The following is a 24,062-nucleotide window of genomic DNA, read 5'->3' as shown; positions in this document are numbered from 1 at the left end:
GGCCTTTAATTCTGACGAATTTTCCGCACCAGTGCGGTAGTGGAATAGCCGTCCACAAAAGGAAGTGCCAGCGCCCGCCCGCCGTAAGACTCGACCACGCGCGTTTCGGGCAGCGTCTGCATGTCGTAATCCCCGCCCTTGACCAGGATGTCAGGGCGAATTTGCGCAATCAGTTGCAGGGGCGTTTCTTCATCGAACCAGGTCACAAGGTCGGTACTGGCGAGCGCGGCCATGACAACGGCCCGGTCGGTTTCGTTGTTGAGGGGTCGATCGGGGCCCTTGCCCAGTTTGCGGGCAGACGCATCGGTATTCACAGCCACCACCAAACTGGCGCCCAAGGCCCGCGCCTGGGCCAGGTACATCACATGGCCGCGGTGCAGCACATCAAACACGCCATTGGTGAAGACCAGAGGCCGGGGCAGTTGCGCGACGCGGGCCAAAACACCGGCACGGTCAGAAATTTTGTCTGTAAGGGCAGAAATGGAGGGTGTGTTACTCATGGCTTCGATGCTAGCAGGCTGGACAAATCCCTTAAGCTAGCGTACTGCACTGCCCGCCTGTGTGGGCATAATTGCACCATCCCATGAACCTCGTCATCGTCAAAGCCGACTCTATACGTATTGGTCAGCCACTGCCCTTTACCCTGCGGGATGAAGGCGGTGTCATGTTGGCCAACAAGGGCTACGTCGTCAGAAGCCGGGCTGACCTGGATCAGATCGTCGCATTGCGCGGCGAGCTGTACATCGATGTCGCCGAGTCCGAGAGCCATCACCGTGCCTACATGGGCAAACTCTACGATCTGGTGCGCGAAGACCGAACTCTCGGGAAAATTGCCGGCGCCCAAATTTCCGCCTCGGATCTGGACAGCAACCGCGACACGGGCAATGCTGGCGAGCCGGACTGGCTGGACCTGCAGGAACAGACCCATGCCATGCTGCGCGACAGCAACCCGGCAAGCTTCAGCCATCGATTGGCCAAGATTCAGACACAGCTGCGTCGCCATTCGCATCTCAACCCGGACGGCACTTTGTTTGCCCTGTTCCACCTGTCAGCCAGCGAAGTGCGTCTGTACAGTGCCACCCACGCGATGCTGGTGAGCGTGATGTGCAGCCTGGCTGCACGTGAGGTATTGAAGTGGCCCACCGAGCTGGAGGACACCCTGTGCAACGCAGCACTGACCATGAACATCGGCATGACCGATTTACAGGATCGGCTGGCGCAACAGAAAGAAGCTCTGAGTCCCGAGCAACGACGTCAAATCGACCGGCATGCAGAAAAGTCCCGCGATATGCTGGAGCAACTGGGGGTAAGCGACCCGGTGTGGCTGGAAGCCGTGCTGGACCACCATACCAATAAACCGGGGCCTCTCGGCGCACGGGCATCGGTCGGCCTGCGTCTGGCCCGGCTGATCCAGCGTGCCGACATGTTCGCAGCGTGTCTGGCACCTCGCGCCTCGCGCGTACCCGCCGCACCGGCCACCGCCATGCAAGCCTGCTATTTCGACGAAAACCGGCAAATTGACGAGGCCGGTGCCGCCCTGATCAAGGCCGTGGGAATTTACTCGCCCGGCTCTTTTGTGCGCCTGTTCAACAATGAGATTGCCGTGGTCATCAAACGCGGGGCGAATACCACGACGCCGCGCGTGGCACTGTTGATCAATCGCAGCGGCATGCCCACCGGGGAGCCCATCGTGCGCGACACCAGCCAGCCGGAATTCCGTATCGTGGCCAGCGTGGCGCACCGGGATGTGAAGGTCAAGATCAACCTGGAACGCTTGCTGCTATTGACCAAGTCACCGGCGGCAGACCGTATTTGGTAAGTCGGCCGCAGGCCTTCTCTATCAGACCGGTACGGTATCGGCGAAGCTGGATCGCTGCATCAACTTGTCGTGCAGCTTGACCAGATTGGGGTACTCGTTTCGCCAGTCAATCTGCGGGAAACGGAAGTCCAGATAGCCCAGTGCGCAACCCACCGCAATATCGGCCAGACTCAGATAAATACCGGCGCAAAAAGGCTTGTCACCCAGACCCTTGCTCATGGCCTTCAGTGACGCATCGATCTTGCCCAACTGGCGATCAATCCAGGCCTGACTGCGTTGGGCCTTGGTGCGTCCGGTCCAGGTGGCCTCCATCCGCGCCAGAAGAGCAGCATCCAGCAGGCCGTCGGCCAGGGCCTCCCAGGTTTTGATTTCGGCCCGCTCACGCCCCACCGTGGGAATCAACTTGCCGACAGGCGAAAGCGTGTCCAAGTATTCAACAATCACGCGGGAATCAAACAGGGCTTCACCGCCTTCCATGATCAGGCACGGTACCTTGCCAAGGGGGTTGGACTCGGAAATCGTGGTCTGCGCCGCCCATACATCCTCCACCACGAAGTCATAGTCGAGTTTCTTCTCGGCCATGACAACGCGTACTTTGCGCACATAGGGACTGGTGCCGGATCCAAGTAATTTCATGTGTTGTCTACTGTTGCAGGAACGATCATTCTATCCATTGGGGTTTACCAGAGTGCGGACAAGTTCAACTCATGGCGCACAACCTACAATCTGGTCATGACTTTCTCCACCATTTCCGCCCTTTCCCCGCTGGACGGCCGTTATGCCGCCAAGCTTGCCAAACTCCGTCCTGTGATGAGCGAACAGGGCTACATGCACCGCCGCGTTCAAGTGGAGGTAGCCTGGTTTATTGCCTTGAGCGACTGTGGATTTGCTGAATTTAAGCCACTCTCTCCAGGAGCGCGCACTTACTTACTGGGCTTGGTCAAACACTTTTCCGAGGCCGATGGCGAAGCCATCAAAGCGATTGAGAAGACCACCAACCATGACGTGAAGGCGGTCGAATACTGGATGAAATCCAAGTTTGAAGCGCGGCCTGAATTGCTGGCTGCCGGTGAATTTGTGCACTTTGCCTGCACCAGTGAGGACATCAACAACACCAGCCACGCTCTGCAACTCAAGGCCGGGCGTGACCAGGTGCTGCTGCCCACATTGGACGCGGTGATCAGCAAATTGCGCGAGATGGCCCACGCTTTTGCCGATGTGTCCATGCTCAGCCGCACCCACGGCCAAACCGCCAGCCCCACGACAGTGGGCAAGGAAATCGCCAACGTTGTGGTCCGCCTGGCGGCAGCGCGCGAGAAAATTGCCGGCATCAAGCTGATGGCCAAAATGAACGGTGCCGTGGGTAACTACAACGCCCACCTGTCGGCTTGGCCCGACTTCGATTGGGAGGCCTTCAGCCGCAAAGTCATTGAAACACCGGAGCCTCTGGGGTTAGGACTCACTTTCCAACCCTATAGCATCCAGATTGAGCCGCACGACTACATGGCCGAGCTGTTTGACGCCGTGGCGCGCACCAACACCATCCTGATCGACTGGTCGCGCGACGTCTGGGGTTATGTCTCACTGGGCTATTTCAAACAGAAACTGCGCGATGGCGAAGTTGGCTCCAGCACCATGCCGCACAAGGTCAACCCGATTGATTTCGAGAACGCAGAAGGCAACCTGGGCCTGGCCAACGCCCTGCTCAAGCACCTGAGCGAGAAGCTGCCCATCAGCCGCTGGCAGCGCGACCTGACCGATTCCACCGTGCTGCGCAACATGGGCGTGGCCCTGGGCTATGCGGTACTGGCCTACCAGTCATTGGCCACCGGCCTGGGCAAACTCGAGCTCAACGGGGCCGCGATAGCCGCCGACTTGGACGCCTCGTGGGAAGTGCTGGCCGAACCGATTCAAACCGTGATGCGCCGCTTTGGCCTGCCCCAACCCTATGAGCAGCTCAAGACGTTCACCCGCGGTGAGCCGATGACGCGCGAACTGATGCAGGGCTTCATTGCCAAACTCGACATCCCCGAAGCGGAAAAGCAACGCCTGCTGGCCATGACGCCAGGCAGCTACGTGGGCAAGGCCGCGGAACTCGCCCGGCGAGTTTGATTCGATACCTGCATGGCCATCAAATCCACGATCTTCAAAGCCAGTCTGCAAATCGCCGACATTGACCACGCTTACTACGCCGACCACGCGCTGACCCTGGCGCGCCATCCCAGCGAGACGGATGAACGCATGATGGTGCGCCTGTGCGCACTGGCGTTGCAGGCGCACAAGCTGCAAACCGTGTGCGGCGGCGACGCCACGTTGGCTTTTGGCGCAGGCCTGAGCGACCCGGATGAACCCGATGTCTGGCTGCGTGATTACACCGGCCTGACCCGGCTGTGGATCGAAGTCGGCCAGCCCGAAGACAAGCCGCTGCTCAAAGCCTGCGGCAAAGCCGATGAGGTGGTTCTGTACTGCTTCAACCATGCGGCGGAAGTGTGGTGGCGCACCATGGAAGCCAAGCTGGCCCGGCCCAAAAACCTGAGCGTGTTTCGCATCCCCACCGCCGCTTCACAAGCCCTCATTCCCATGGCACAGCGCAGCATGCAGCTACAGGCCACGATCCAGGAAGGTGTGCTGATGCTGGGGGACGGCAAACACAATGTGGACATTGAACCCGTTCGCTGGAAATAGCTATTCTGCTGGTTTTTCCACCGCCCGCTCGGCATACTTGTTGAAGCGCCAGGCTGTACCTTCCATGGTGATGCGGCGCCAGGTCTGACGTTTCTCGGCCGGGCGCATGTCGGTCCAGTGCTGCACCTCGGCAAAGCTGCGTCCGCAGCCTTTGCACTCTTCATCGCCCTGGCTGGTGGAGCAAATGGCAATACAGGGCGTGTCTGGCGTGGTGTCGTACCAGGCCAGCCAGGCTTCAAGCGCCTGGGCGGGCATCGAGCCCTCATCGGCCTGCACTTCATGGTAATAAACCATCAAGGCATACACCTCCGCCAGGGCACGGGTCTGCGGTGCCAGGGAAAAGCCATCCGCAGAGGGTAGTCTTTCGCGCCAATAGTTGATAGCCGACTCAACGTCGGTGATGTGAATACCTGCCATGGGGGACGCATCATAGCCCGGCCCCGGATTAACCCCATCAATTTGGGGAATAGCGCTGCAGTGGTCAAATTGACATCTGAAGGGGAGTAGCTCCCTGTTGGTGAATCGTCAATACGAAGACAAATATGCCTTCCGGTTCACCAGATGGTGCGACATCGGCTTGAACCGCCTTTTGCACCATCGAGCAAGACCTTCGCCATGCACTTGTTGTGTAACGCGCGAAGGCCGACTCCCGCCAACCCGCAATGCATATCAGGTGTTCACGAACGCAACACTTTGAGGTTTGGTAATGGAACTGTTTTCTACAGCGTGGTGGTCCGCACTCTTGGCCATCGTCTTGATCGACCTGGTGCTGGCCGGCGACAACGCGATTGTTATTGCACTGGCTGCCCGGCAACTGCCTGACCATCTCAAGAAGAAGGCGATCCTGTGGGGCACAGTGGGCGCGATCGCCGTACGTTCGGTGATGACCATTGGCGTCGTCTGGCTGCTCAAGATTCCCGGACTGATGCTGGTCGGCGGCCTGGGGCTGGTATGGGTGGCCTACAAGCTGCTGGCGGACGACAGCAATGACGAACACGGCGGGCCGGTGAGCGCCACCTTCTGGGGCGCCATGAAAACCATCGTAGTGGCCGATGCGCTGATGGGTGTGGACAACGTGCTGGGGGTGGCCGGTGCCGCGCACGGCGCGTTTGACCTGGTCGTCATCGGCCTGCTGGTCAGCGTGCCGATCGTGGTATTTGGCAGTTCAGTGGTGCTGAAGCTGGTGGAGCGCTTTCCTGCAATCATCCAGATCGGTGCCGCCGTGCTCGCTTTGACCGCCGCCAAGATGATCGTGAGCGAACCCCTGTTGCAAGGTGTGTTTGGTTCTGCCACACAGCCGACCGAGATGGTGCAAACCGCGGCGCGCTGGGGCATTTATGGTGTCGTGGTGGTCGGCGTACTGCTGGCGGGCCGGCTGAGCCGCCCCCCAGCCCGGCCAGGCAACGCCACCGCCGACGGCAAGCACTGATATACCTCGCCGGCCCTTTGGGTCATTGGCCGCAGTAGTGCGCGGTCGGCCATGGTGCTATGCTGTGCCGCTATGAAGCTTATTGTCAAATGGCTGCTCAGCGCGGCCGCATTGCTGGCCGTGGCCTACCTCTACAGTGGCGTGGAAGTAAAGACCTTCTCTGCCGCCCTGATTGCCGCATTTGTCATCGGCCTGTTCAACATGATTTTGCGACCGGTGCTGGTGGTGCTGACCTTGCCGGTCACGGTGATCACGCTGGGGCTGTTCCTGTTCGTGATCAATGCCCTGATGTTCTGGGCCGCTGCAGGCGTGCTGGACGGCTTTCATGTCAGCGGCTTTGGTGCCGCACTGCTGGGGTCGCTGATCTATTCGGTGTTTGGCCTGGTGATCGACTCAGCGATCGAGCGCCTGTTCTTTAAGCAATAGCTCCACCTGCCGTTTGCGGGTGTCGATGATGGACGCATCAATGTGGTCCGCGGCCGCATTGCCCGCTCGTGCCTGGCGCAAATACTCCTGCGCCGCCTTGAACCGATCCAGCGCGGCCGCGTAATCCAGCACCGCCACCTGCGCTTCGGCCTGCGCCCGTATGGCACGCAATGGCAGGCCTTGCGCCTCATAGAGGCCCGACAGCAGCTGCCAGGCCTGCGCATCCCGCGGATGCAGAGCCACCCAAGCCTGCAGGCGCTGCGCCGCATCACCGATGGCGCCCAATGATCCGCCCTGGCCCGATTTCAAAACGGTCTGCGCGCCCAGAAACAGTTCAGGACGGCGCATCGTAGCTGGGCCGGCGCCACCAGGACGCTGCGCATCAGGCTGCAAGACCGTCGCCGCTTGCGCCATATCACCGCCAGTCAACGCAATTTCAGCCGCCAGCAGACGCGACAAGCGCGCCGCCGACGCGTCGGATCGAACCACAGCCGTCAGGCGATCCAGATGTGCCCTGGCTGCAACAAAATCACGCAAGCGGCTGGCCGCAAGGGCCGCTCCGTACCACACCTCGGCCTGTCGGGATGCGGTCAAGCTTGCCACATTGGACTGCCCCGCCTCCTGAACAAAGCCGCGCAGGGCATCCACACCGGGGTTGGACATCACGCGCGCCCTCGCAGCAATCAGCGCATGTTCCAGCGTGACACCTGCATGACCAGCGCGTGGCGGATCCAGGGCCTGGCGCGACTGCATGTCCGCGATCCGCTCTGTGGTAAGCGGGTGGCTGCGCAAGTAAGGGTAGGCACCGTTGTCGTTCAGCCGTGAGGCCTGCTGCAACTTGTCAAACATCGAGACAAAGCCCTGAGCGTCGAACCCAGCCTGGGTCATCACGCCAAAGCCCACCCGGTCGGCCTCACGCTCCATGTCGCGGGAGAAGTTGAGCTGGTTCTGGGCTGCCACTGCCTGCCCACCGACGATCAGGGCATTGCCGGCATCCGGATTCTTGCTGCCGGCCAGCGCGCCCAGGATCATGGCGCCAATCATCCAGGGTGTTTGCTGGTTCTGCTTGGCAATCAGGCGGGAGATGTGGCGTTGCGTGACGTGGCTGAGTTCGTGCCCCAGCACGGAGGCCAATTCATCGCGACTGCTCACCACAGCGATCAAGCCCAAATGGACGCCCAGATAGCCCCCGGGCAAGGCAAAGGCATTCACAGTTCGGTCCCGCCCCAGCATGAATTCCCAGGCAAAACGCTCATCCAGTTCGGGCGTCAGATCACCCCGAAGACGTGCCGCCGCCAGCAAAGGCTGCCAGATGCCCTGCACGTAATCCACCAGCACCGGGTCGTCGATATAGTCCGGGTCGCGGTACAGTTCGCGCGCGATGCGGTCGCCCAGGCGCCGCTCAACGCCGCTGGCCATCTCGCTGCCATCGCCCAGGGTGGGCAGTTGGCTGGTTGACGAAGCTGGCACGCGACCGCTGGGTTGCGCCATCAATGTGGTGGGGTTGGCCCACCCGATAGCTATCAAAATAGTAGCTATTTGTGCTTTCTGCACAAGGGCCAGAGCACGATTTCGTTTCAAAATTTCGATCAAAATGAGTCCAGCGGCATGAAGGCCAGCACCTCGGCCGTCACAGGGTCCAGAAAAACGGTCCAAAACGACTTGCGCCCCACCATGGGAACGTAAACAAGCGCATCGGGCGAGCGGCCTGTGCCAGCGATGACGGCATCGATGGCTGCGGCTTGTGACGCAAACCGGGTCTTGAGTGCCGCCACGGGTTTGGCAGCTATGAGTATCTCGACTTTTGCGGAGGCATACGGTTGCCACAAATCAGGACGGGCGGAAAGCGACAAGCCCTCCAACGCAGCAAGGGTAGCGTCCATATTCTCCTTACCATCCCTAAAAGGGCGCAACGACAAAACCGTCGGACCCAAGATAGGCATTAGATCGAGCCCGAGCGGTGCTTTCGTCAGCAAGTCAGGCGGTATGTCAATCGCATGTACCACTCGAAAACGATCATATTCGAACACCATGTGCACTGGTCGTGCGACGAATACCGTCCAAAGACCATACCCCAAGGCGCTAAGTTGGATCGCAGCCACCATTATCAAATCACGCTGCAGCTCGCGCCACGGCTTAGCACGATTGAAAACTGCCAAGGTTATCAAGGGCCCCAGAATGACGTCAACCGCCATCAAAATTAGAAACAACTCTCGCCCACTCGAAATTTCCCGGTAAGGGTAGGGATACCAAAGTCCAAAAACCAACGCGCCAGCCAGCAGCGCAATTGCAAGGCTGACCCCCAAATGAATACCACTCGCCTTGAGCCGATCTTTCCAAAACAGGATTGTAAAAATTTGCATGGTCGTATGATGCTCGTTGGATATGAACGTTCTGTAAATTTGGCGTTTGCCAGCAATTTTCAACTGTACTGAATTTTTCCATGAGCTCTCTCACCCATTTCGACACCCAAGGGCAGGCCCACATGGTCGACGTAGCCGCCAAGGCCAGCACGCACCGCATCGGCGTCGCCCGTGGCCGCATCGAGATGCTGCCCGCCACGCTGGCCATCATCGAAGCCGGCACAGCCAAAAAAGGCGATGTGCTGGGCATTGCCCGCATCGCCGGCATCATGGCCGCCAAAAAAACCAGCGACCTGATCCCCCTGTGCCACCCTCTGGCGCTCACCCGGGTTGCTCTTGAATTTGAAGTGGTCAAGGCAGATTCCACGCAGGCTAGCAGCGTATTTTGCACTGCCACCGTGGAAACCGTGGGGCCTACCGGGGTTGAGATGGAAGCCCTGACAGCGGTACAGGTGGCCCTGCTCACCATCTATGACATGTGCAAGGCGGTGGACCGCGGCATGACCATCACCGACTGCAAGCTGCTGGAAAAGCATGGCGGCAAGTCAGGCAGTTTTGTGGCGCCGACCTGAAGCGATCACCGACCGTCCAGAATGCAGTCCAGGGGTGCGGGTCCGCCAAGACAGCGACTGTGGCGCTGCATGGCGGCCCAGCGCGCATGCCGCTCGGGAAATGCAGCCCGATAACGCTGCAGGTAAAACAGGGCTTCGTCATCGCGCCCCAGCAGCACGGCGCTTTCAATCAGCTTTTCAATCACGCGCGGCTCGGGTGAAAAATGCAGCAGATGCTTGGCCAGGGCATTGACCTGCAGCGCGTTCTCAGCGCTCAATGAGGTGATGGTGAGTTGCGCAAAACGCACCTGATCCCGGAACAACCACGAGTCCCCCATCTTCTCCAGCGTGTTGTCACGATAGGCGGCGGCGCGCTGTTCAGGCGCGAGGTAGATTTGACTGATGCGGTGGTAGTCCCAAGCGGCATAGCCAACAAAAGCTATCAAAACTATAGCGAAATTCCTAATGAATACGCTGGCTAGAGGCCTATTTCTCTGCCTACTTGCCACTGCCGCCGGCGCTGCGGACGCAGAGCGCGCCGCACGGCTCGTCCACAGCAAGAAAATGCAGAGTCCCGCAGCCATCTGAAATGGCCCGTACCACAAGGGGTATTCCAGCATGCTGTGCAACAAAATCAGCGCCAATACCGTCCAGGCCATCTGACGGCCAGCATCGGCCTCGCGCCACGGCCTGGCTCGCCACGCCAGCCACAAGCCAAGCGCACAAACGGCGAAGGCAGCCGGAATACCCAGCTCCACCGCAAGATGCAAAGGCAGGTTATGGGCGTTGTCCAGAATGTCGCAGAACCGCGCGCCCGGATAGAGCGTGATGAAATGCGCATAGTCCAACTCCCCCCAGCCCCAACCCAGCCAGGGTCTTTGCGCGATCAGATGCAGCACGTTGCCCCATAAAGTCAACCGGCTGGCGCAGGCCGGGTCGCCGTCATGCAAACGGGCCAGGATGCCGGTGGATTTAAGATCAAGGCCGACAAGTAGGGGCAGCGCGACTGCTGCGACACCGTAAGCCACTAAAACTATCAGCAATATTCGCCCCACACCGGACTGACGCCAACCAGTCCCAAAGCGGGTCCAGATCCAGCGAAGAAGCACCAGCATGGCCAACTGGAGCAGACCGGTACGGGAGGAAGAGGCTGCATTGCCGACCGCCAGCAGCGTTGCAGCGCAGACAACTGACGTTGCTAGCAGCCAACGTCGCAAAATCGAGTCCCGTTGAATAGCAGGCCTCATCGGAGCGCGGACAATCCACCACAGCAAGGCCGCCATGCCCATGTTGGTCAACGTCGCAAACTGATTGCGCTGGCGCAGGTTGCCATAGGCTTCGCCCAAACCAGTAGTGTTGAACAAGGGCGCGAGCGCGGCCGGCACCCCAAAATATTGAAACAACCCCATCAGGCAGGTCACCAACGCAGCGAAGAGCCATGCCGTCGCACACAATTTTCCGTAATTGGTCACATCCCTTGACGACACTAAAGTCAGAAATAGGAAAGCACAACAACCCTGTGAAATCAGACTTTGCAGATACGATGGAGATGGTCCTACGCTAAAGGGACTTATCCAAGGGACGACGATAAATACAAAATCGAGCATCATTTGGCCTGTGCTCACTCATCAATGAACTAGGACAATCAAGGTGTTGCAACGGCCGCTAGCTGTGGGTAGTGGTCTTTTTCCAGCTGGCGCATATTTTGTTTACACGATTGGTAGAAGTTTTCTCCGTACATCCCTCGAACAATGGCTAACTGTTGGCTTGCACCGACCGGGTCCGCATTGAGTCCCAACGCGATGGCATAGCGATACCTAAGCGCCCCATAAGAAAAACGTTCCGATACCTTACGCAAATTCTCTAAATCGGCCTTTGACATATTAGGCTCTGTGATTTGACGCGCTGCCTTGAGCATGGCAGCCAGATGAGAGATCATCCACACGTTCGGGATTTCGTAGCCATCAGGCGTTTTCCCGATACGTAGATTTTCGAAACGCACTACACGGAAATCCTCCTCGATGAGGAAGTACTCATAAGTCAAGTAACTCCCCACCGACATCCAAAGAGCCATGAAATACCAAGCCCAGCGCTTTTTCAGTCGGATCGTCTTTGCGGGCATCATTGTGGCCTCCGCCATCCCAACCATGAACCCGGCAGCGATCAAGAAATATGCATAGACAAACGGGAATTCCAGCATGCTATGGACACCCAAAGGCAACAGACACGTCATGGCATGGATGCCGTCACAGCGCGAGGTGCTCCACATCCGAGACACAAACCAATATCCAATGGCAGCGGTCAGTAGGAGCCCCAAAGGTAGCCCATTCCATGCCAGAAGATCCATAACAAAATTGTGTGCGTTGGTATAGGTTACGGATCCAGGAAACGCGACCGCTCCGGCGGCATGGGCGGTCGGCGTCTGATTCCAACCAAAACCCACCCACGGGGACTGGCCCACCGCATACGCAATCTGTTGCCACATTAGCCAACGCTGACTTATGGGCTCTGCAGAGCTAATGCCTCGCAGGTCGCCCCGCAACAAAGCATCGCTCAAGAAAGGTAGCGCCAATGTACCGGTGACAAAACAAGCAACCCACACCCCCACAGAACAAGCTGATAAACGGGATATAAGGATGCGCTTCTTCCACACCAAGAAGACGGCCATGACGAGCACACTCAGCATGCCAGACCGCGATTCTGTCAAGATCAGTACACCAGTCATGAAGGCAATACCGATATAGAAAGCGAGGCGCCCAAGCACCCGACACTCAAAAAGGTATACAGAAGCCGTCACACCCATGAGAAGTAACGTAGCCAACTGGTTAGGTTGTCCGAGATTGCTCCTAGCGCGATCACCGATGTCTGTTTGGACCACATACATACCCAAGGGCCCTTGAACATCAAACCATTGTGCCAAACCAATGGCAGCGGAAATCAGGGCACTTATCCACAAACTGTACATCAATCCCATTAAGCCATCTGAGGGCTGGCCGAGTTTGGGCTGACTCAATGCATAGCCAGTGAATACTGCCGCCAACAACCCAGAAAGATACAGCGACGACAGCAACGCATCGCCAGCAAACAGGCTAATGCCTGTGGCATATTGAATCCATGGCAGGAGGGCAACCACCGCGATCCAGGCACTGGTCCACGGCACAACTGCAATGCCCCCCGAGCGGCGCAATACGCCAGCAAGCATCCCGCAAAGACCAACGAACGCCAATAGCTCAGAATGAAAATTGAGCCATGGCCGGTAATGGTCATAGGCTAGCCATGACATCGTGAGGGAAAGCAACCCTAGGGCGTAGCTACGTGAAGAGTACATAAAAAAAGCGGCCGAAGCCGCTTTTCAAACTAGTTCAATGTCAAGTTGCACGGCAGGAGCCGGGCAAAAATTTAGCCAGTACAGGAGTGCTAGAACCAGGACCGCAAATCCACTGAGTGATGGATCCGCCAATTGCAGGAGGAATGCAGGCTGCAAAAGTAGTTGCGGTTGCACTTGCGCATGCCGCCAACCGCACCGTACCACCTTGTGCGCCAGCAGCGGCGTTCGCCAAACCTTGGGTAGTCACCGTGATCGTCGCATCACCAGTAGCCGGCGTCGCAGAAAGGCCTGACGTCATCACCGTCGCAACATATTTAGTACCTGAAGCAGCGACAGACTGCTCGCAACCCCAACCATTGGCAGAGAACGTAGTTGACGCCGGCGCAGTCTGAATGCTTTCGGTAATTCCGGTACGGCATGTTGAAGCCGCCAAAATAGCTTCAGACATCTTCGCGCGCATTGTGTAATCCGAATATGCAGGCAACGCCACAGCAGCCAAAATACCAATGATCGCAACCACGATCATCAATTCGATCAGGGTGAAACCCTTTTGCATAGAACGCTTCATGAATAGCTCCTTAAGTTAAAACACAATCCAACGGGGGACCATCATGTACAGCAGATTCCATGCCAGATTACCCAAGCTTCGAATTGGCTATTTTTGCGGCAAATTTCACTGAATTGACAAAAATCATGGCAATTTCCGTCTTTCAGCCCCCACGAGTGACAATTTTGTCACTCCATTTATGTCACTTACTTGATACAGACCGACCTGACCATCTTGATGTCGGTCAAACCCATCATGATCTTTTCCATGCCGTCCATCTTCAGGGTGCGCATGCCGCCTTCCACGGAAGCGGCAAAGATCTCGGCCACGCGGGCGCGTTCCTGAATGAGCTTTTTGATGTCGTCATCTGCAATCAGCAGCTCGTGCAAACCAATTCGGCCCTTGTAACCGGTCTTGTTGCACTTGTCACAACCCACGTGGCGGTAAAACTTGAGCTGACCGTCCTGCCCGTAGGCTTCGACCCAGCTGTCCAGCAACTTCTGGGTTTCGCCTTCATAGTCAGCCTTCCAGGCTTTCGAATGACGTAACTCTTCGGCGTACTCCGCCAAAAACAGCTTCAGCTCCGAACCATCGGGCACATAGGATTCTTTGCAGTCGCACAGTTTTTTGGCCAGCCGCTGCGCCAGAATGCCCAGCAAGGCATCAGCGAAGTTGAAGGGGTCCATGCCCATGTCCAGCAAACGGGTGATGGACTCGGGCGCCGAGTTGGTGTGCAGAGTGGAGAAAACCAGGTGGCCGGTGAGTGAGGCTTCCACACCCATGGCCACCGTTTCCTTGTCACGCGACTCACCGACCATGATGATGTCGGGATCAGCGCGCAAGAAGGCCCGCATGATCAACGCAAAATCAATACCCGCCTTGCGGTTGATCTGAACCTGGCGCAAGCCTTTTTGGGTAATTTCCACCGGATCTTCTGCGGTCCAGATCTTGGTGTCCGGTGTATTCAGGTGTTTGAGGATGGAGTGCAGCGTGGTGGTTTTTCCGGAACCCGTCGGACCGCAGACGTAGAACAAACCATAGGGTTTCTCAATGGTGCTGACGACGCGCTGCTTGTTGTGCGGCGTCAAGCCCAGCTTGTCCAGGGGAATCGGCTCGCCGGCAGCCAGAATCCGCATCACCACATCCTCCACCCCTCCCGCAGACGGAATGGTGGCAACCCGCAATTCGATGTCAATTGGACCGTATTTCTTGAACTTGATCTTGCCGTCCTGCGGCTTGCGACGCTCTGAGATATCCAGGTCGCACATGATCTTGAGCCGCGTCACCATGGCCTGACGGAAGTGGGCGGGCACTTCAATATAAGGCATCAAGGTGCCGTCAATGCGAAAACGGATGCCGGTTTTGAGCTTACCCGGCATGGGTTCAATGTGAATGTCTGACACCTTCTGGGTGTAGGCATCAATAATCACCTTGTTGACGAACTTCACCAGCTCGTTGTCGGCGGCCGCCGACTCCAGCGAGTCATCGTTGCTTCCTTCGTCCAGAGGAGCGCCGTCCATGTCGGCCAGCAGTTCGTCAATCGATCCCCCTTCCACGCCAGCCCCAAAAATCTGCCCCAGCGTCTCCTGAAATTCGGTCTGCGTCGTCACCCGGTAGGCAAATCGGGTGATGCGGGGAAACACCTGAGGCACCACCCGCGAGCCGCGCACGGCTTCCGGATCAACGCACATGATGACCAGACCCTCGGGCGACTCTTCCAGCGGAATCCAGCCCTGTTCCTCAATAAATTCCCGCTTGAGCGCCCCATGCAGCATTTCCGAACGAATGCGACTGGAAACAAAAGGCTCGTAGGGCACGCCAAAGAACTTGGACAGCGACGGCCCTATCTGGGCGGGCCGCACCTTGTAATGCGCCATCAGCACATGCTCAACCGGTTTGCCCTCATTGCGCGCCTCCTGCAAGCACTGCACAAGCTCTTGATCCGTCATCACGCCGTCGGCCACCAGGCCATCGTATTTGGTGGCTTTGCGGCGCACGCCTTCGTCTGCTTTTTGTACGCGCTGGCGAATGGCAATCGCCAGGGTCTTGCACAACTGGGATACACCTTCGACTTCGAGGTCGCTGAAGGGTTGGTCGCTTTTATTGTTAATGACTTGCAGCACCCCATGCAGGGTATTGCCCTCAAGGATGGGCGCCACCAGCATCTGGCGTGTGCGGTAGCCGGAACGTTTGTCGACTTCCTTGAGAAAGGTCAGGGCGGGATGGATCTGCTTGAGGGCCTCATCGTCATAGACGTCCGGCAGGTTGAGCAGCTGCCTGCTGTAGGCTGCGTATCCGGCAATGCTTTGGGGCGTGATCGGCAGCTTGAGATCGCGACTGCTGTTCAGACCGGTCTTGACCTTGGAGACAATGGCGCTCTGGTCTTCTGTGACCGCATACAAAGTCAGGCGGTCGGCATTGAACAGCTTGCAAATGTCCTGGCTGGCCTCCAGCATGATTTGCTCAAGGTTGTCGGTCTCATGGATACGGGCTGTGACGTGCTGCAATTGCTTGTAAAACAGGACCTCAAACGTCACCCCCCGCTTCTCGGAAGGCAGCTTCTGGGATTCAAAAAAGGCCTGCTCGGAATTCTTCTCAACTCCAGTCGGCTTCATCACGGCACTCATAACTCAAACTCCTGACCCGCGCGCAACCAGCGGATATCGTGTGTCACATTGGGCCCGGTGACCGAGGTTTGATCGAAGCGCTGTATTTCTTCCATGATCAGCTCAGTCTCTGCAGGCTTGGTGTGCGTAATGTAAATAGGGTAATTTTTACCCTTGTCAATGCAATCAAGCTCATCCGCCAGCACGGTGGGGGAGAGATGCAGGCTTCGCCGGGCAAGGTCTTTTTCACGGTTGCTGAAGGCGGTTTCGATCACCAGCATGGCCACATTCAATTGATTGATTCTTTCCCAGAATACCGGGTTGCGCTCGGTATCTCCCGAGAACACCCAGCAACCCGCGCCCGCGGTCACCGCGTAGCCGCAGGCCGGGACGGTGTGAACGGCTGGCAGCACTTCCACCAGCTTGCGTCCGAACTGTAGCGTCTGGCCAATCTGGATTTCATGAAAACTGATCAATGGGGCCTCGGGAGTCGGAATGCGACTGAAGTCGGGCCAAATGACATCGTTGAAAATATGAGCCTGCAAAGCGGCAATAGTTCCAGCCAAGGCGTGAATCCGTATCGGTGTGCTGCGCCGGGACGCGATCGCATCCACCATCAAGGGCAGGGCCGCTACATGGTCAAGGTGCGAATGCGTGAGCAGGACATGGTCGATCGCGCGCATTTCATCCAGCGTCAGATCGCCCACCCCGGTCCCGGCGTCTATCAAGACATCGCCGTCGACCAAGAAAGACGTGGTCCGACAATCCTTTGATATGGCACCCGAGCAGCCCAGCACACGAATTTTCATTTTGACTCTTTACTTGGTCTCAAAATTGGTTGCCCCATCCCATTCTGGATCAAAGGGAAGCAGACGCATAGAGGCAATACGCTCGCCATAGAGCTGGTACAGGTATTTTTGGGGGTCCATGCGCAGCAAATTAAGCATCAGCAGATCGCACTGATCCCAATCCTGGGCCCGGTAAGCCTTGAGAAATGTACCCCAGGTTTTCAACTCCCGATCCTGCTCGGGGGTCAAAGCCCCTGCGGAGGCCAGCGGCCTGAAGATGGCGACAGCCTGCGCCTTGCCCTTCACACGCACCTTGTCAAGTTCCTGCCAGGCAAATCCAGGTGCCAGCGCGCGGGTCGATTCGCTGGCGACGGTGTCAACACCATAGACCTTGGACAGGCCTTCCAGACGCGAACCAAGGTTCACCGCATCGCCGATCACAGTGTAACTACGTCGAATGTCCGAGCCCATGTCCCCGACACACATGCTGCCACTGTTGAGCCCGATTCCCAGGCCGATTTCCGGCAGACCCGTGGCCAGGTGGGCCTGGTTGATGCTGCGAAGCGCATCGCTCATTTCAATGGCGGCCTTCACGGCCAGTTGCGCGTGCTGGGGCGTTTCCACCGGTGCGCCCCAGAAAGCCATCACGCAGTCGCCCATGTATTTATCGATCGTTCCGCGGTTGTCGCGGATCACACTCGTCAACTGACTGAATACACTGTTGAGCAACTGTTGCAGTTGTATCGGCTCCATGCGCTCGGACATATTGGTGAAACCGCGCATGTCGCAGAACAACACCGTCAACTCCTTGTTGCTCGCCTTCATGCTGTAGCTGTCAGGGTCCTTGACCATTTCTTCGACCAGCTCCGGCGGAACATAGGTGCCAAACAAATTGGCCAGTTCGCGCTTGGACCGACTTTCCACAAAATAACCATAGCTCATGTTCAAGGCAAATGCTGCGCCCGCCATGGCCACGGCAGTGGCGAGCGGCAACACCAAACCATAAGACAGGTAGAGCCAGAAGTTCAACCCAATCAGACTCAGTACGGCGACGGCACTGAGCACCACGGCCATCGGTGCCGTCAGCACGGGCAGGGCCAGTGCGAGAAGCAGGCCGACCAGCACCAGCAATACCACTTCATAACCCACTGCGTAATCCGGCTTCACGAGCACTTTGCCATCCAACAGGCCGGAGATGACGTTGGCATGCGCCTCAACCCCTGGATAGGTCTCGCCCACTGGCGTCACCCGCAAATCTACCAAGCCAGGTGCCGTGGTCCCTACCAGCACAATTTTGTCTTTGAGGCTTCCCTCGGGAATGCGTTTGGCCAGAATGTCGCTGGCGGAGATGTATTTGAAAGACCCGCCGCGGGGGCCGCCATGACCACGAAACGGCACCAGCGCCGAAACGCGCTCATCAACCGGAATCGCCAAAACCTTGTCCCCTTGCCTCAAAACAATGCTCTCAAGGCCCGGATAGTCGCGCGAGAAAGCCCGGTCTTTGGGAAACCCAGGGGCAACCGCAGGCAGACCCGCCAGCATGCGGAACATGGACAGGGACAAGGATTCGTAATACTGCCCCTTGAGTTCGGCCACCAAAGGCAGCGAGCGAACCACACCATCCACATCGGTCATTGAATTAAAAAACCCGCCCATCGGTGCGGCCGTGGCGAGTTGGTCAATATTGCCGCCGTATCCATTCCAGGAGGTAAATGAAACCCGGCGCCCCTGAAGTGCCTGCGGACTCATCACTGGCGCGGGCAAGGAGCCGGAAATGCGGCCATCGCGGTCGCTGGTCAGGTAATAGCCCAGCGCCACAGGACGATTTGCCAGGGCTTTGGCAAAGGAGGCGTCGTAATCCAGGGATTCCCGAAGTTGTTCTAGCCTGCTGGAAAAGCCGGACTGATCGCGCAATTCATTTCGGGCCAGTTCAGTCAGTCGTTTGAGTCCCGAGCTCTCGTCGGGTTCGGCAAACACCACGTCAAAACCCAGCAAGGCAATTTTCTGGCGGTCAAAAAGCTCGTGCGTCAGATCGGCCAGTTTGTTGCGACCCCAAGGCCACCGCCCCACTTCCGCCAGACTCTTTTCATCAAGATCGACAATGACGATGCGCTCGTCCAGCGTTCTGGGCATCGTGGCCCGCAGACGAGCGTCGTAGATGATGTCGTCCAGACGCTGCAGTACCTCGATCCTCACCACGCCCATAGCGTGTAACAAGGCAAAAACCAACGGCAGAAGCGTTACCGTAATGCGAGGCCAGTGCTTTAAAAAAGATCCCATAAGGCCCCACTGCTAAACCTTCTTAAGCCTGTCAACCCGTTACCGAGGCGGGCCTTGAACCGTGTCTGCTCAGGTCTGAACAAACTGCATTCGCGTACCTGCCAACTCGATCAGGTCCCCGTTTTTCAATGCCACCGGATCGGCGCCGATAGGATTCCCGTTGAGGGTCGGGTTTCCTGCCCCCTCAACGTGATGGACCACGAAGCCGCGCTGACGCCGGGTAATCGCGGCAACCGCCACGCCAGGTTTCCCGATCGTGGTGACCACTTTGGTCAAGGGCACTTCCCGGCCCGCCGCCGCACCGGACAAGACCTTGATCGCAGCGGGAAGGGATTCTGCCCCCCCGGACTCGGCACCGTAACCCGATGGATAAGCCGACGGTGGCGAAGAAGGCGCAGGCGCCATGGGCGCGGCGCCTGCCTTGTACATCATGGTCTTCTCAAAACCATCGCCCGCTACATCACTGACGAACTTGATCTTGTATTTGCCGACCTCCACGTTGTCCCCATTCTGGAGCAACTGCTTTTTGGCGGCTTTGCCATTGATGTAGGTTCCGTTGGTACTGTTGAGGTCTTCCAGGTAGACCTCATTGCCGTTCATCTGCAACACGGCGTGTTCACCACTCACAGCGAGGTTGTCGATCACAATGTCGTTATAGGGTCTGCGCCCCAGGGTCGTGCGATCCTTGGTCAGCTGAACTTCCTTGATGACAACACCGTCGATCGATACGATCATTTTCGGCATGACCGACTCCTGTTCCTGAAACTTGTTAGTGAGAATCTCATAAGCTTACTATTTTCCGAGCAATCTGGATATTAAACCGCGTTTCCCGGCAGGCGCCTCCACCTGCGTCAACAGTACTGAAATGTTATCGCGTCCACCATTGCCATTGGCCGCGGCAACCAGTTCATCGGCCATCTGCTCCAGCAATGAACCACTTTGCATGATTTGCGCAATCGCAGCGTCATCCATCATGTCAGAAAGTCCATCCGAGCACATCAGATAAATATCGCCGGCTTCTACATGGTGCTCATGGAGTTCCAGCAGCACTGCGTCTTCAACCCCGAGTGCCCGCGTCACCAGGTTTTTGTTCGAGGAGGTCGCCGCCTGCTCTGGCGTCAGCAATCCGGCGTCCATTTGCTCCTGCAACAGAGAATGGTCCCTGGTGATCCGTGCAAGCTCATTGCTGCGCAGCCGGTAGCATCTGGAATCACCAATATGACCCAGGGTCAAGGTGTCACCCTGAAAGACGCCCACAACCAATGTCGTCCCCATGCCGGCATACTGGGGATTGAAGTTAGATGCGTTGTAAATGGACCGATTCGCATTGTCCACACAAATCTCCATGGCACGCCGGACCTCGCCCGCCCGGGCCTGTATGCCCGCCTGTGCCAGCCAGCGCGACAGCTCCGACTTGATGAACGCAGTGGCCATGCCACTGGCGATTTCTCCTGCGTTGTAGCCTCCCATGCCATCCGCCAGAACACCCAGATTCGTAGCATCATCGAAGGCCACAGAATCTTCATTGTTTTCCCGGGTTCGACCCGGATCAGTTCGCGCACAAAATTTGTAATTCATTTTTTCGGACTAGATTTCCAGATCGGTTGCCTTGCCGCCGAGTGGTTTTGATTCAGGAGCAACCACCGGACGCGCCACCGTTTTCTCAAACTCCGGCGTGGCCACAGGAGCCGCCGCCACTGAAGAAACCGGCCCGGTTTTTGGCACTACCGCAGGGGTCGACTGCAAACTGCCTGACAGTTCGGATAATACCGCCCGCAAGTCCCTGGCAAACAGCTCTCCATCCTGATAACGGGCTTCGGGGCGCTTGCTCAGTGACACAGCCAATAGTTTGGCCAGCTTATCAGGCAACTCCTTGCGAATGATGCGAATGTCAGGCGCATCTTCATTGGAGATCTTGAACATCAGCTCGGCCATGGACTCGCCACGGAAAGGCAAAACACCGGCCAGCATCTGAAACAGCATGACGCCCAGCGAATAGAGATCCGAACGACCATCAACCTTTTTACCGGCCAACTGCTCCGGCGACATGAAGCTGGGCGTTCCCAGCACCAGCCCGGTTTTGGTTTTGCTTGAGTCGGTGATGCGCGCAATGCCAAAGTCAGTTACCTTGACGGTGTCGCTGGCCAGGTCATACATGATGTTGGCTGGCTTGATGTCGCGGTGCACAACGTTCTGGCGGTGTGCGTAGCTCAGTGCCTCGGCAACCCGCGCCACGATGGAGAGCACCGTGGGGACGGGGAGTAAATGCCCGTCCTTGCAGGAGTCCACCAGATCTTTGCCTTTGAGGAATTCCATGGCGATGAAGGCCAGATCGTGTTCCTCGCCCGCGTCAAAAATCGTCACGATGTTCTGATGCTGCAGGCGGCCAGCCGTCTCGGCCTCGCGGAAGAAACGTTCGCGCGCATCCACCAGTTCATCACCTTCAAACTCCTGGCTCAAAGCCATGGTCTTGATGGCCACTACACGTCCAATTTTCGGATCTTTGCCAAGGTAGACAATACCCATGGCGCCCTTGCCCAACTCCTTCTCCACTTGATAGCGGCCCAGCATCGGCTTCTCGACGGCGCCCCCGTCAAGCAGCATGGTGCCGCCCGGGTGTGCACCGCTGCCACCCAACAGCACCGTTTCCGACAGGTTCTTGGCCCGGTTCAACTTGGACTGGAGATCCTTGTAGTCCTTGTTGTACGCGGCCATGTGCTGATACACAGCCTCGGCCTTGTTGAACTGCCGTTTGCGTTCGAAATCAAGCGCCAGGCTGTAAAGGTTGCCCATCACGGCATCGTTCATGGGAACGCGGCGAAAACGGTCAAAGGCCATGTCCAGTTGGCCTTGCCCCTGCAGAGCCAGACCCATCATGCGGCTGGTTTCAGCCGACTCTTCGTCTGACTTGATTTTTCCAGCCTCGGTCATGAGGAAGCGTTTGGTGGTCAATGCCAGATGGCCGATCAGCAAAAGAGTCGCCGGGAAAACCAGCTTCAGCCACAGGGCGGCACCGGACAGAAGGCCAAACTCAATGCCCAGCAAGGCGACAAAAAACAGCGCCGTACCCACGGCCGCCGCACCCGCCGAAAGTCGCGGCAAGGCCGCAATGATGTAGGCGCATACCAGCAGGAACACACCCAGCGAGGCCCACACGCCCCAGCTCGGCTGGACAATGAAGTGCTCATTCAAAATGCTGGAGGTGATATGGGCAATGGTCTCGGCGGGCGACAGCGCCGGATGCCCGGGCACCGGAAATTGGGTCCCCACACCCGCCGCAGTAGCGCCAATGATCACAATCTTGTCCGCGTATTTGGAGGCAGGAATTTTTCCGCTCAGCACATCATAAAAAGAGTCCACCGCAAACGCGGGCTTTCCGTCGCGCCCTTTGTAAAACTGGGGCAGCATGAGTGCGGCTCCATCGGTCTTGATGCGCAACTTCCCAATTTGAACGGATTCACCCTGATTCAGCTTGATATCCGTCGAGCTAAGGTTGAGACTCTTGACGGCAGCCAAAAGCGCCATGGAAGGCACCGCCTTGCCGTAGTAGTTGACTAGCAGTGGCTCCAGCCGGACAGCGCCGTCAACATCCTGAAACTGGTTCAAGTGACCCACCCCGGCAGCAGCGATACCCAGCCCATCAATGGGTTGTTGTCCTTTGATGGCGGCCACGGAAAAACCCGTGTTTTCATCAAGCGCGCTTTTCAACGCGAAGGCAGGCAATGGGCTGTCTGGCTTTCCTTGAGGCTCACCCAAGGTGAAAAATGAGGGGACGATGACATTGCCGGCATTTTTCAGGCTATCGATCAGCTTGCCGTCGGTGTCCAGTGCCGTCTCGGCTTCGGCAACGACCTGACTCAATTGCTCATGGATGATGGAGGGAGAGGGCGGTATGGCAGGATCAGCAGGCGGGGCGCCAAGAATGGCTTTCATTTTTCGAATAAACCCCAAACCACGGTCCACTTGAGGTTCAAAGAAAAACACCGTGTGAACCACTGTCTTGGTTTTGGCGGCTGCCAGCTGATCAATCAACTTGGCATGGACATCCCGTGGCCACGGCCAACGGCCAATGTTCGCAATGCTCTGGTCATCGATGGCGATGACGGCTATCTTGTCCGTAGGCTGACGCGAAGTGCTGGTGCTGGCAAAGTCATAGAAACGGCGCTCGAATGCGCCGATGAAGTCTGTCGTGATATGAAGCGCCATCACAGCGAGCACAACCAGGACACCCGCAAACCAGTCGGCGCGCCAAAACTGGCTTTGTTTGGAAGGTGATGAAATTGCCACTTGCCGCCTCTGCTCAAATCGCCAGCCCGGGAAAATCCACGGGCAACAGCCAGCATGCAAGAACTACACCCGGATGCTGACGTAGAGCTCGGACCTTATCAGACACAGTTCCCGCCGACAAGGGAGGAAATCACACAATGTTGTCGTTTTTTTGCGAAAGACGACCGGATTCAATTGTCCGCTTGCAGTGTTTGCTCGGCGCGCTTTTTCAGCACCGTTCCCACGAGAAATACCGCCAGGGCACCCGTTATGCCCAGGCCATAGTTCCACATGCTTGTCTGGGGGAGCCAGTCCTTGATGGCAGGATCGCTATGCGCCATGGTGCCCGCGATCCAACCCAGCAACATACCGCCAACCGTGATGATGAGCGGGAACCGGTCCATCAGCTTCAACACCAACTGACTGCCCCAAATGATGATGGGGATGCTGACCAGAAGCCCGAAGATAACCAGGGGCAGCTGGTGCTGGGAGCCCGCGCCAGTGGCCGCGCCAGCGATGGCAATGACGTTGTCGATACTCATGACCAGATCAGCCACGATCACGGTCTTGACGGCAGCCCACAGCTTGTCACTGCCCTGAATATCAGAGTGCCCTTCGTCTTCGGGCACCAGCAACTTAACGCCAATCCAGAGCAGCAAGGCCGCGCCCACAAGCTTCAGGAACGGGACCTGGAGGAGGGTCAGGGCGAAAGCGATCAGGATGACGCGCAGGACAATAGCCCCCGCGGTTCCCCACAATATCCCCTTGGTACGCAGCTTGGGCGGCAATTGCCGGCATGCCAGTGCGATCACGACCGCATTGTCGCCACCGAGCAAGATGTCGATCATGATGATCTGACCGACGGCGAGCCAAAAATGAGCGGTTAGGAATTCTTCCACGGGATTCTTTCTCTATGAAGCACAGGGCGTACAAACAGTAAAGCCGAATTGTCCCTCAGGAAATCCGGCTTTGTC

21 protein-coding genes are annotated in these 24,062 nt (G+C 57.6%); 6 read left to right on the top strand and 15 right to left on the bottom strand.

The features are described from left to right. Nucleotides 1-5 precede the first annotated feature (5 nt). Nucleotides 6-500: a D-glycero-beta-D-manno-heptose 1-phosphate adenylyltransferase gene (gene rfaE2 / locus IV109_RS12905; RefSeq protein WP_296697046.1), complete on the bottom strand. Its 495-nt coding sequence runs from the start codon at nucleotides 498-500 to the stop codon at nucleotides 6-8. A gap of 83 nt (nucleotides 501-583) precedes the next feature. On the opposite strand from rfaE2, the gene IV109_RS12900 reads away from it, so the two are divergent. Then, complete coding sequence (locus IV109_RS12900; RefSeq protein ID WP_296697044.1) at nucleotides 584-1,819, top strand: HD domain-containing phosphohydrolase; 1,236 nt, start codon at nucleotides 584-586, stop codon at nucleotides 1,817-1,819. Between the two features lie 21 nt (nucleotides 1,820-1,840). Here IV109_RS12900 and IV109_RS12895 read toward each other — a convergent pair whose 3' ends face one another. Further along, nucleotides 1,841-2,455: a glutathione S-transferase C-terminal domain-containing protein gene (locus IV109_RS12895; RefSeq protein ID WP_296697043.1), complete on the bottom strand. Its 615-nt coding sequence runs from the start codon at nucleotides 2,453-2,455 to the stop codon at nucleotides 1,841-1,843. A 96-nt stretch (nucleotides 2,456-2,551) separates the two neighbouring features. Between IV109_RS12895 and purB the strand changes: the two genes are divergently transcribed. Both purB and IV109_RS12885 read left to right on the top strand, forming a co-directional pair. Continuing rightward, nucleotides 2,552-3,931 (top strand): adenylosuccinate lyase, encoded by a 1,380-nt coding sequence (gene purB, locus IV109_RS12890; RefSeq protein ID WP_296697041.1) that lies wholly within the window; start codon nucleotides 2,552-2,554, stop codon nucleotides 3,929-3,931. Between the two features lie 12 nt (nucleotides 3,932-3,943). Continuing rightward, nucleotides 3,944-4,504, top strand: a complete 561-nt coding sequence (locus IV109_RS12885) for a YaeQ family protein (RefSeq protein WP_296697040.1) — start codon at nucleotides 3,944-3,946, stop codon at nucleotides 4,502-4,504. Here the strand turns inward: IV109_RS12885 and IV109_RS12880 are convergent, their stop codons facing one another. After that, nucleotides 4,505-4,921, bottom strand: coding sequence for a DUF3717 domain-containing protein (locus IV109_RS12880; protein ID WP_296697038.1), 417 nt, complete (start codon nucleotides 4,919-4,921; stop codon nucleotides 4,505-4,507). It lies immediately after the preceding gene. A gap of 289 nt (nucleotides 4,922-5,210) precedes the next feature. On the opposite strand from IV109_RS12880, the gene IV109_RS12875 reads away from it, so the two are divergent. Next, complete coding sequence (locus IV109_RS12875; RefSeq protein ID WP_296697036.1) at nucleotides 5,211-5,933, top strand: TerC family protein; 723 nt, start codon at nucleotides 5,211-5,213, stop codon at nucleotides 5,931-5,933. 72 nt (nucleotides 5,934-6,005) lie between these two features. Further along, nucleotides 6,006-6,359 (top strand): phage holin family protein, encoded by a 354-nt coding sequence (locus tag IV109_RS12870; protein WP_296697033.1) that lies wholly within the window; start codon nucleotides 6,006-6,008, stop codon nucleotides 6,357-6,359. On the opposite strand, the gene IV109_RS12865 is transcribed toward IV109_RS12870, so the two are convergent. After that, the gene (locus tag IV109_RS12865; protein WP_296697157.1) at nucleotides 6,327-7,850 is read right to left on the bottom strand and encodes a M48 family metalloprotease; all 1,524 of its coding nucleotides are present in this window, start codon (nucleotides 7,848-7,850) and stop codon (nucleotides 6,327-6,329) included. The two genes, IV109_RS12870 and IV109_RS12865, sit on opposite strands and share 33 nt — an antisense overlap. A 98-nt stretch (nucleotides 7,851-7,948) precedes the next feature. Next, complete coding sequence (gene tfpZ, locus IV109_RS12860; protein ID WP_296697031.1) at nucleotides 7,949-8,722, bottom strand: TfpX/TfpZ family type IV pilin accessory protein; 774 nt, start codon at nucleotides 8,720-8,722, stop codon at nucleotides 7,949-7,951. A gap of 80 nt (nucleotides 8,723-8,802) precedes the next feature. Here tfpZ and moaC point away from each other — a divergent pair, with 80 nt between their 5' ends. Beyond that, nucleotides 8,803-9,294, top strand: coding sequence for a cyclic pyranopterin monophosphate synthase MoaC (gene moaC / locus IV109_RS12855; RefSeq protein ID WP_296697030.1), 492 nt, complete (start codon nucleotides 8,803-8,805; stop codon nucleotides 9,292-9,294). A gap of 5 nt (nucleotides 9,295-9,299) precedes the next feature. Here the strand turns inward: moaC and IV109_RS12850 are convergent, their stop codons facing one another. The 10 genes from IV109_RS12850 to IV109_RS12805 form a co-directional block, all read right to left on the bottom strand. Then, nucleotides 9,300-10,682 (bottom strand): Wzy polymerase domain-containing protein, encoded by a 1,383-nt coding sequence (locus tag IV109_RS12850; protein ID WP_296697029.1) that lies wholly within the window; start codon nucleotides 10,680-10,682, stop codon nucleotides 9,300-9,302. 236 nt (nucleotides 10,683-10,918) lie between these two features. Next, nucleotides 10,919-12,556 (bottom strand): O-antigen ligase family protein, encoded by a 1,638-nt coding sequence (locus IV109_RS12845; protein WP_296697028.1) that lies wholly within the window; start codon nucleotides 12,554-12,556, stop codon nucleotides 10,919-10,921. Nucleotides 12,557-12,641: 85 nt separating this feature from the next. Further along, the gene (locus IV109_RS12840; RefSeq protein WP_296697027.1) at nucleotides 12,642-13,169 is read right to left on the bottom strand and encodes a pilin; all 528 of its coding nucleotides are present in this window, start codon (nucleotides 13,167-13,169) and stop codon (nucleotides 12,642-12,644) included. A gap of 185 nt (nucleotides 13,170-13,354) precedes the next feature. After that, a complete protein-coding gene (locus tag IV109_RS12835) occupies nucleotides 13,355-15,775 on the bottom strand; it encodes a GspE/PulE family protein (protein WP_296697025.1) in 2,421 nt (806 codons plus the stop codon). Next, nucleotides 15,772-16,563, bottom strand: coding sequence for a 3',5'-cyclic-nucleotide phosphodiesterase (locus IV109_RS12830; RefSeq protein WP_296697024.1), 792 nt, complete (start codon nucleotides 16,561-16,563; stop codon nucleotides 15,772-15,774). The genes IV109_RS12835 and IV109_RS12830 overlap by 4 nt, the downstream gene beginning before the upstream one ends. Before the next feature lie 9 nt (nucleotides 16,564-16,572). Then, nucleotides 16,573-18,822, bottom strand: coding sequence for an adenylate/guanylate cyclase domain-containing protein (locus IV109_RS12825; RefSeq protein ID WP_296697023.1), 2,250 nt, complete (start codon nucleotides 18,820-18,822; stop codon nucleotides 16,573-16,575). A 69-nt stretch (nucleotides 18,823-18,891) separates the two neighbouring features. Then, nucleotides 18,892-19,566, bottom strand: coding sequence for an FHA domain-containing protein (locus tag IV109_RS12820; protein ID WP_296697021.1), 675 nt, complete (start codon nucleotides 19,564-19,566; stop codon nucleotides 18,892-18,894). A gap of 48 nt (nucleotides 19,567-19,614) precedes the next feature. Continuing rightward, the gene (locus IV109_RS12815) at nucleotides 19,615-20,400 is read right to left on the bottom strand and encodes a Stp1/IreP family PP2C-type Ser/Thr phosphatase (RefSeq protein ID WP_296697019.1); all 786 of its coding nucleotides are present in this window, start codon (nucleotides 20,398-20,400) and stop codon (nucleotides 19,615-19,617) included. 9 nt (nucleotides 20,401-20,409) lie between these two features. Then, nucleotides 20,410-23,109, bottom strand: coding sequence for a serine/threonine-protein kinase (locus IV109_RS12810; RefSeq protein WP_296697017.1), 2,700 nt, complete (start codon nucleotides 23,107-23,109; stop codon nucleotides 20,410-20,412). A gap of 170 nt (nucleotides 23,110-23,279) precedes the next feature. Next, a complete protein-coding gene (locus IV109_RS12805) occupies nucleotides 23,280-23,987 on the bottom strand; it encodes a TerC family protein (protein ID WP_296697014.1) in 708 nt (235 codons plus the stop codon). Nucleotides 23,988-24,062 lie beyond the last annotated feature (75 nt).

This window comes from Rhodoferax sp., from assembly GCF_018780565.1.
Classification (GTDB): Bacteria; Pseudomonadota; Gammaproteobacteria; order Burkholderiales; family Burkholderiaceae_C; genus Rhodoferax.
The sequence above is the reverse complement of the archived record's forward strand: the minus strand, read 5'-3'. Positions and strand labels throughout refer to the sequence as shown.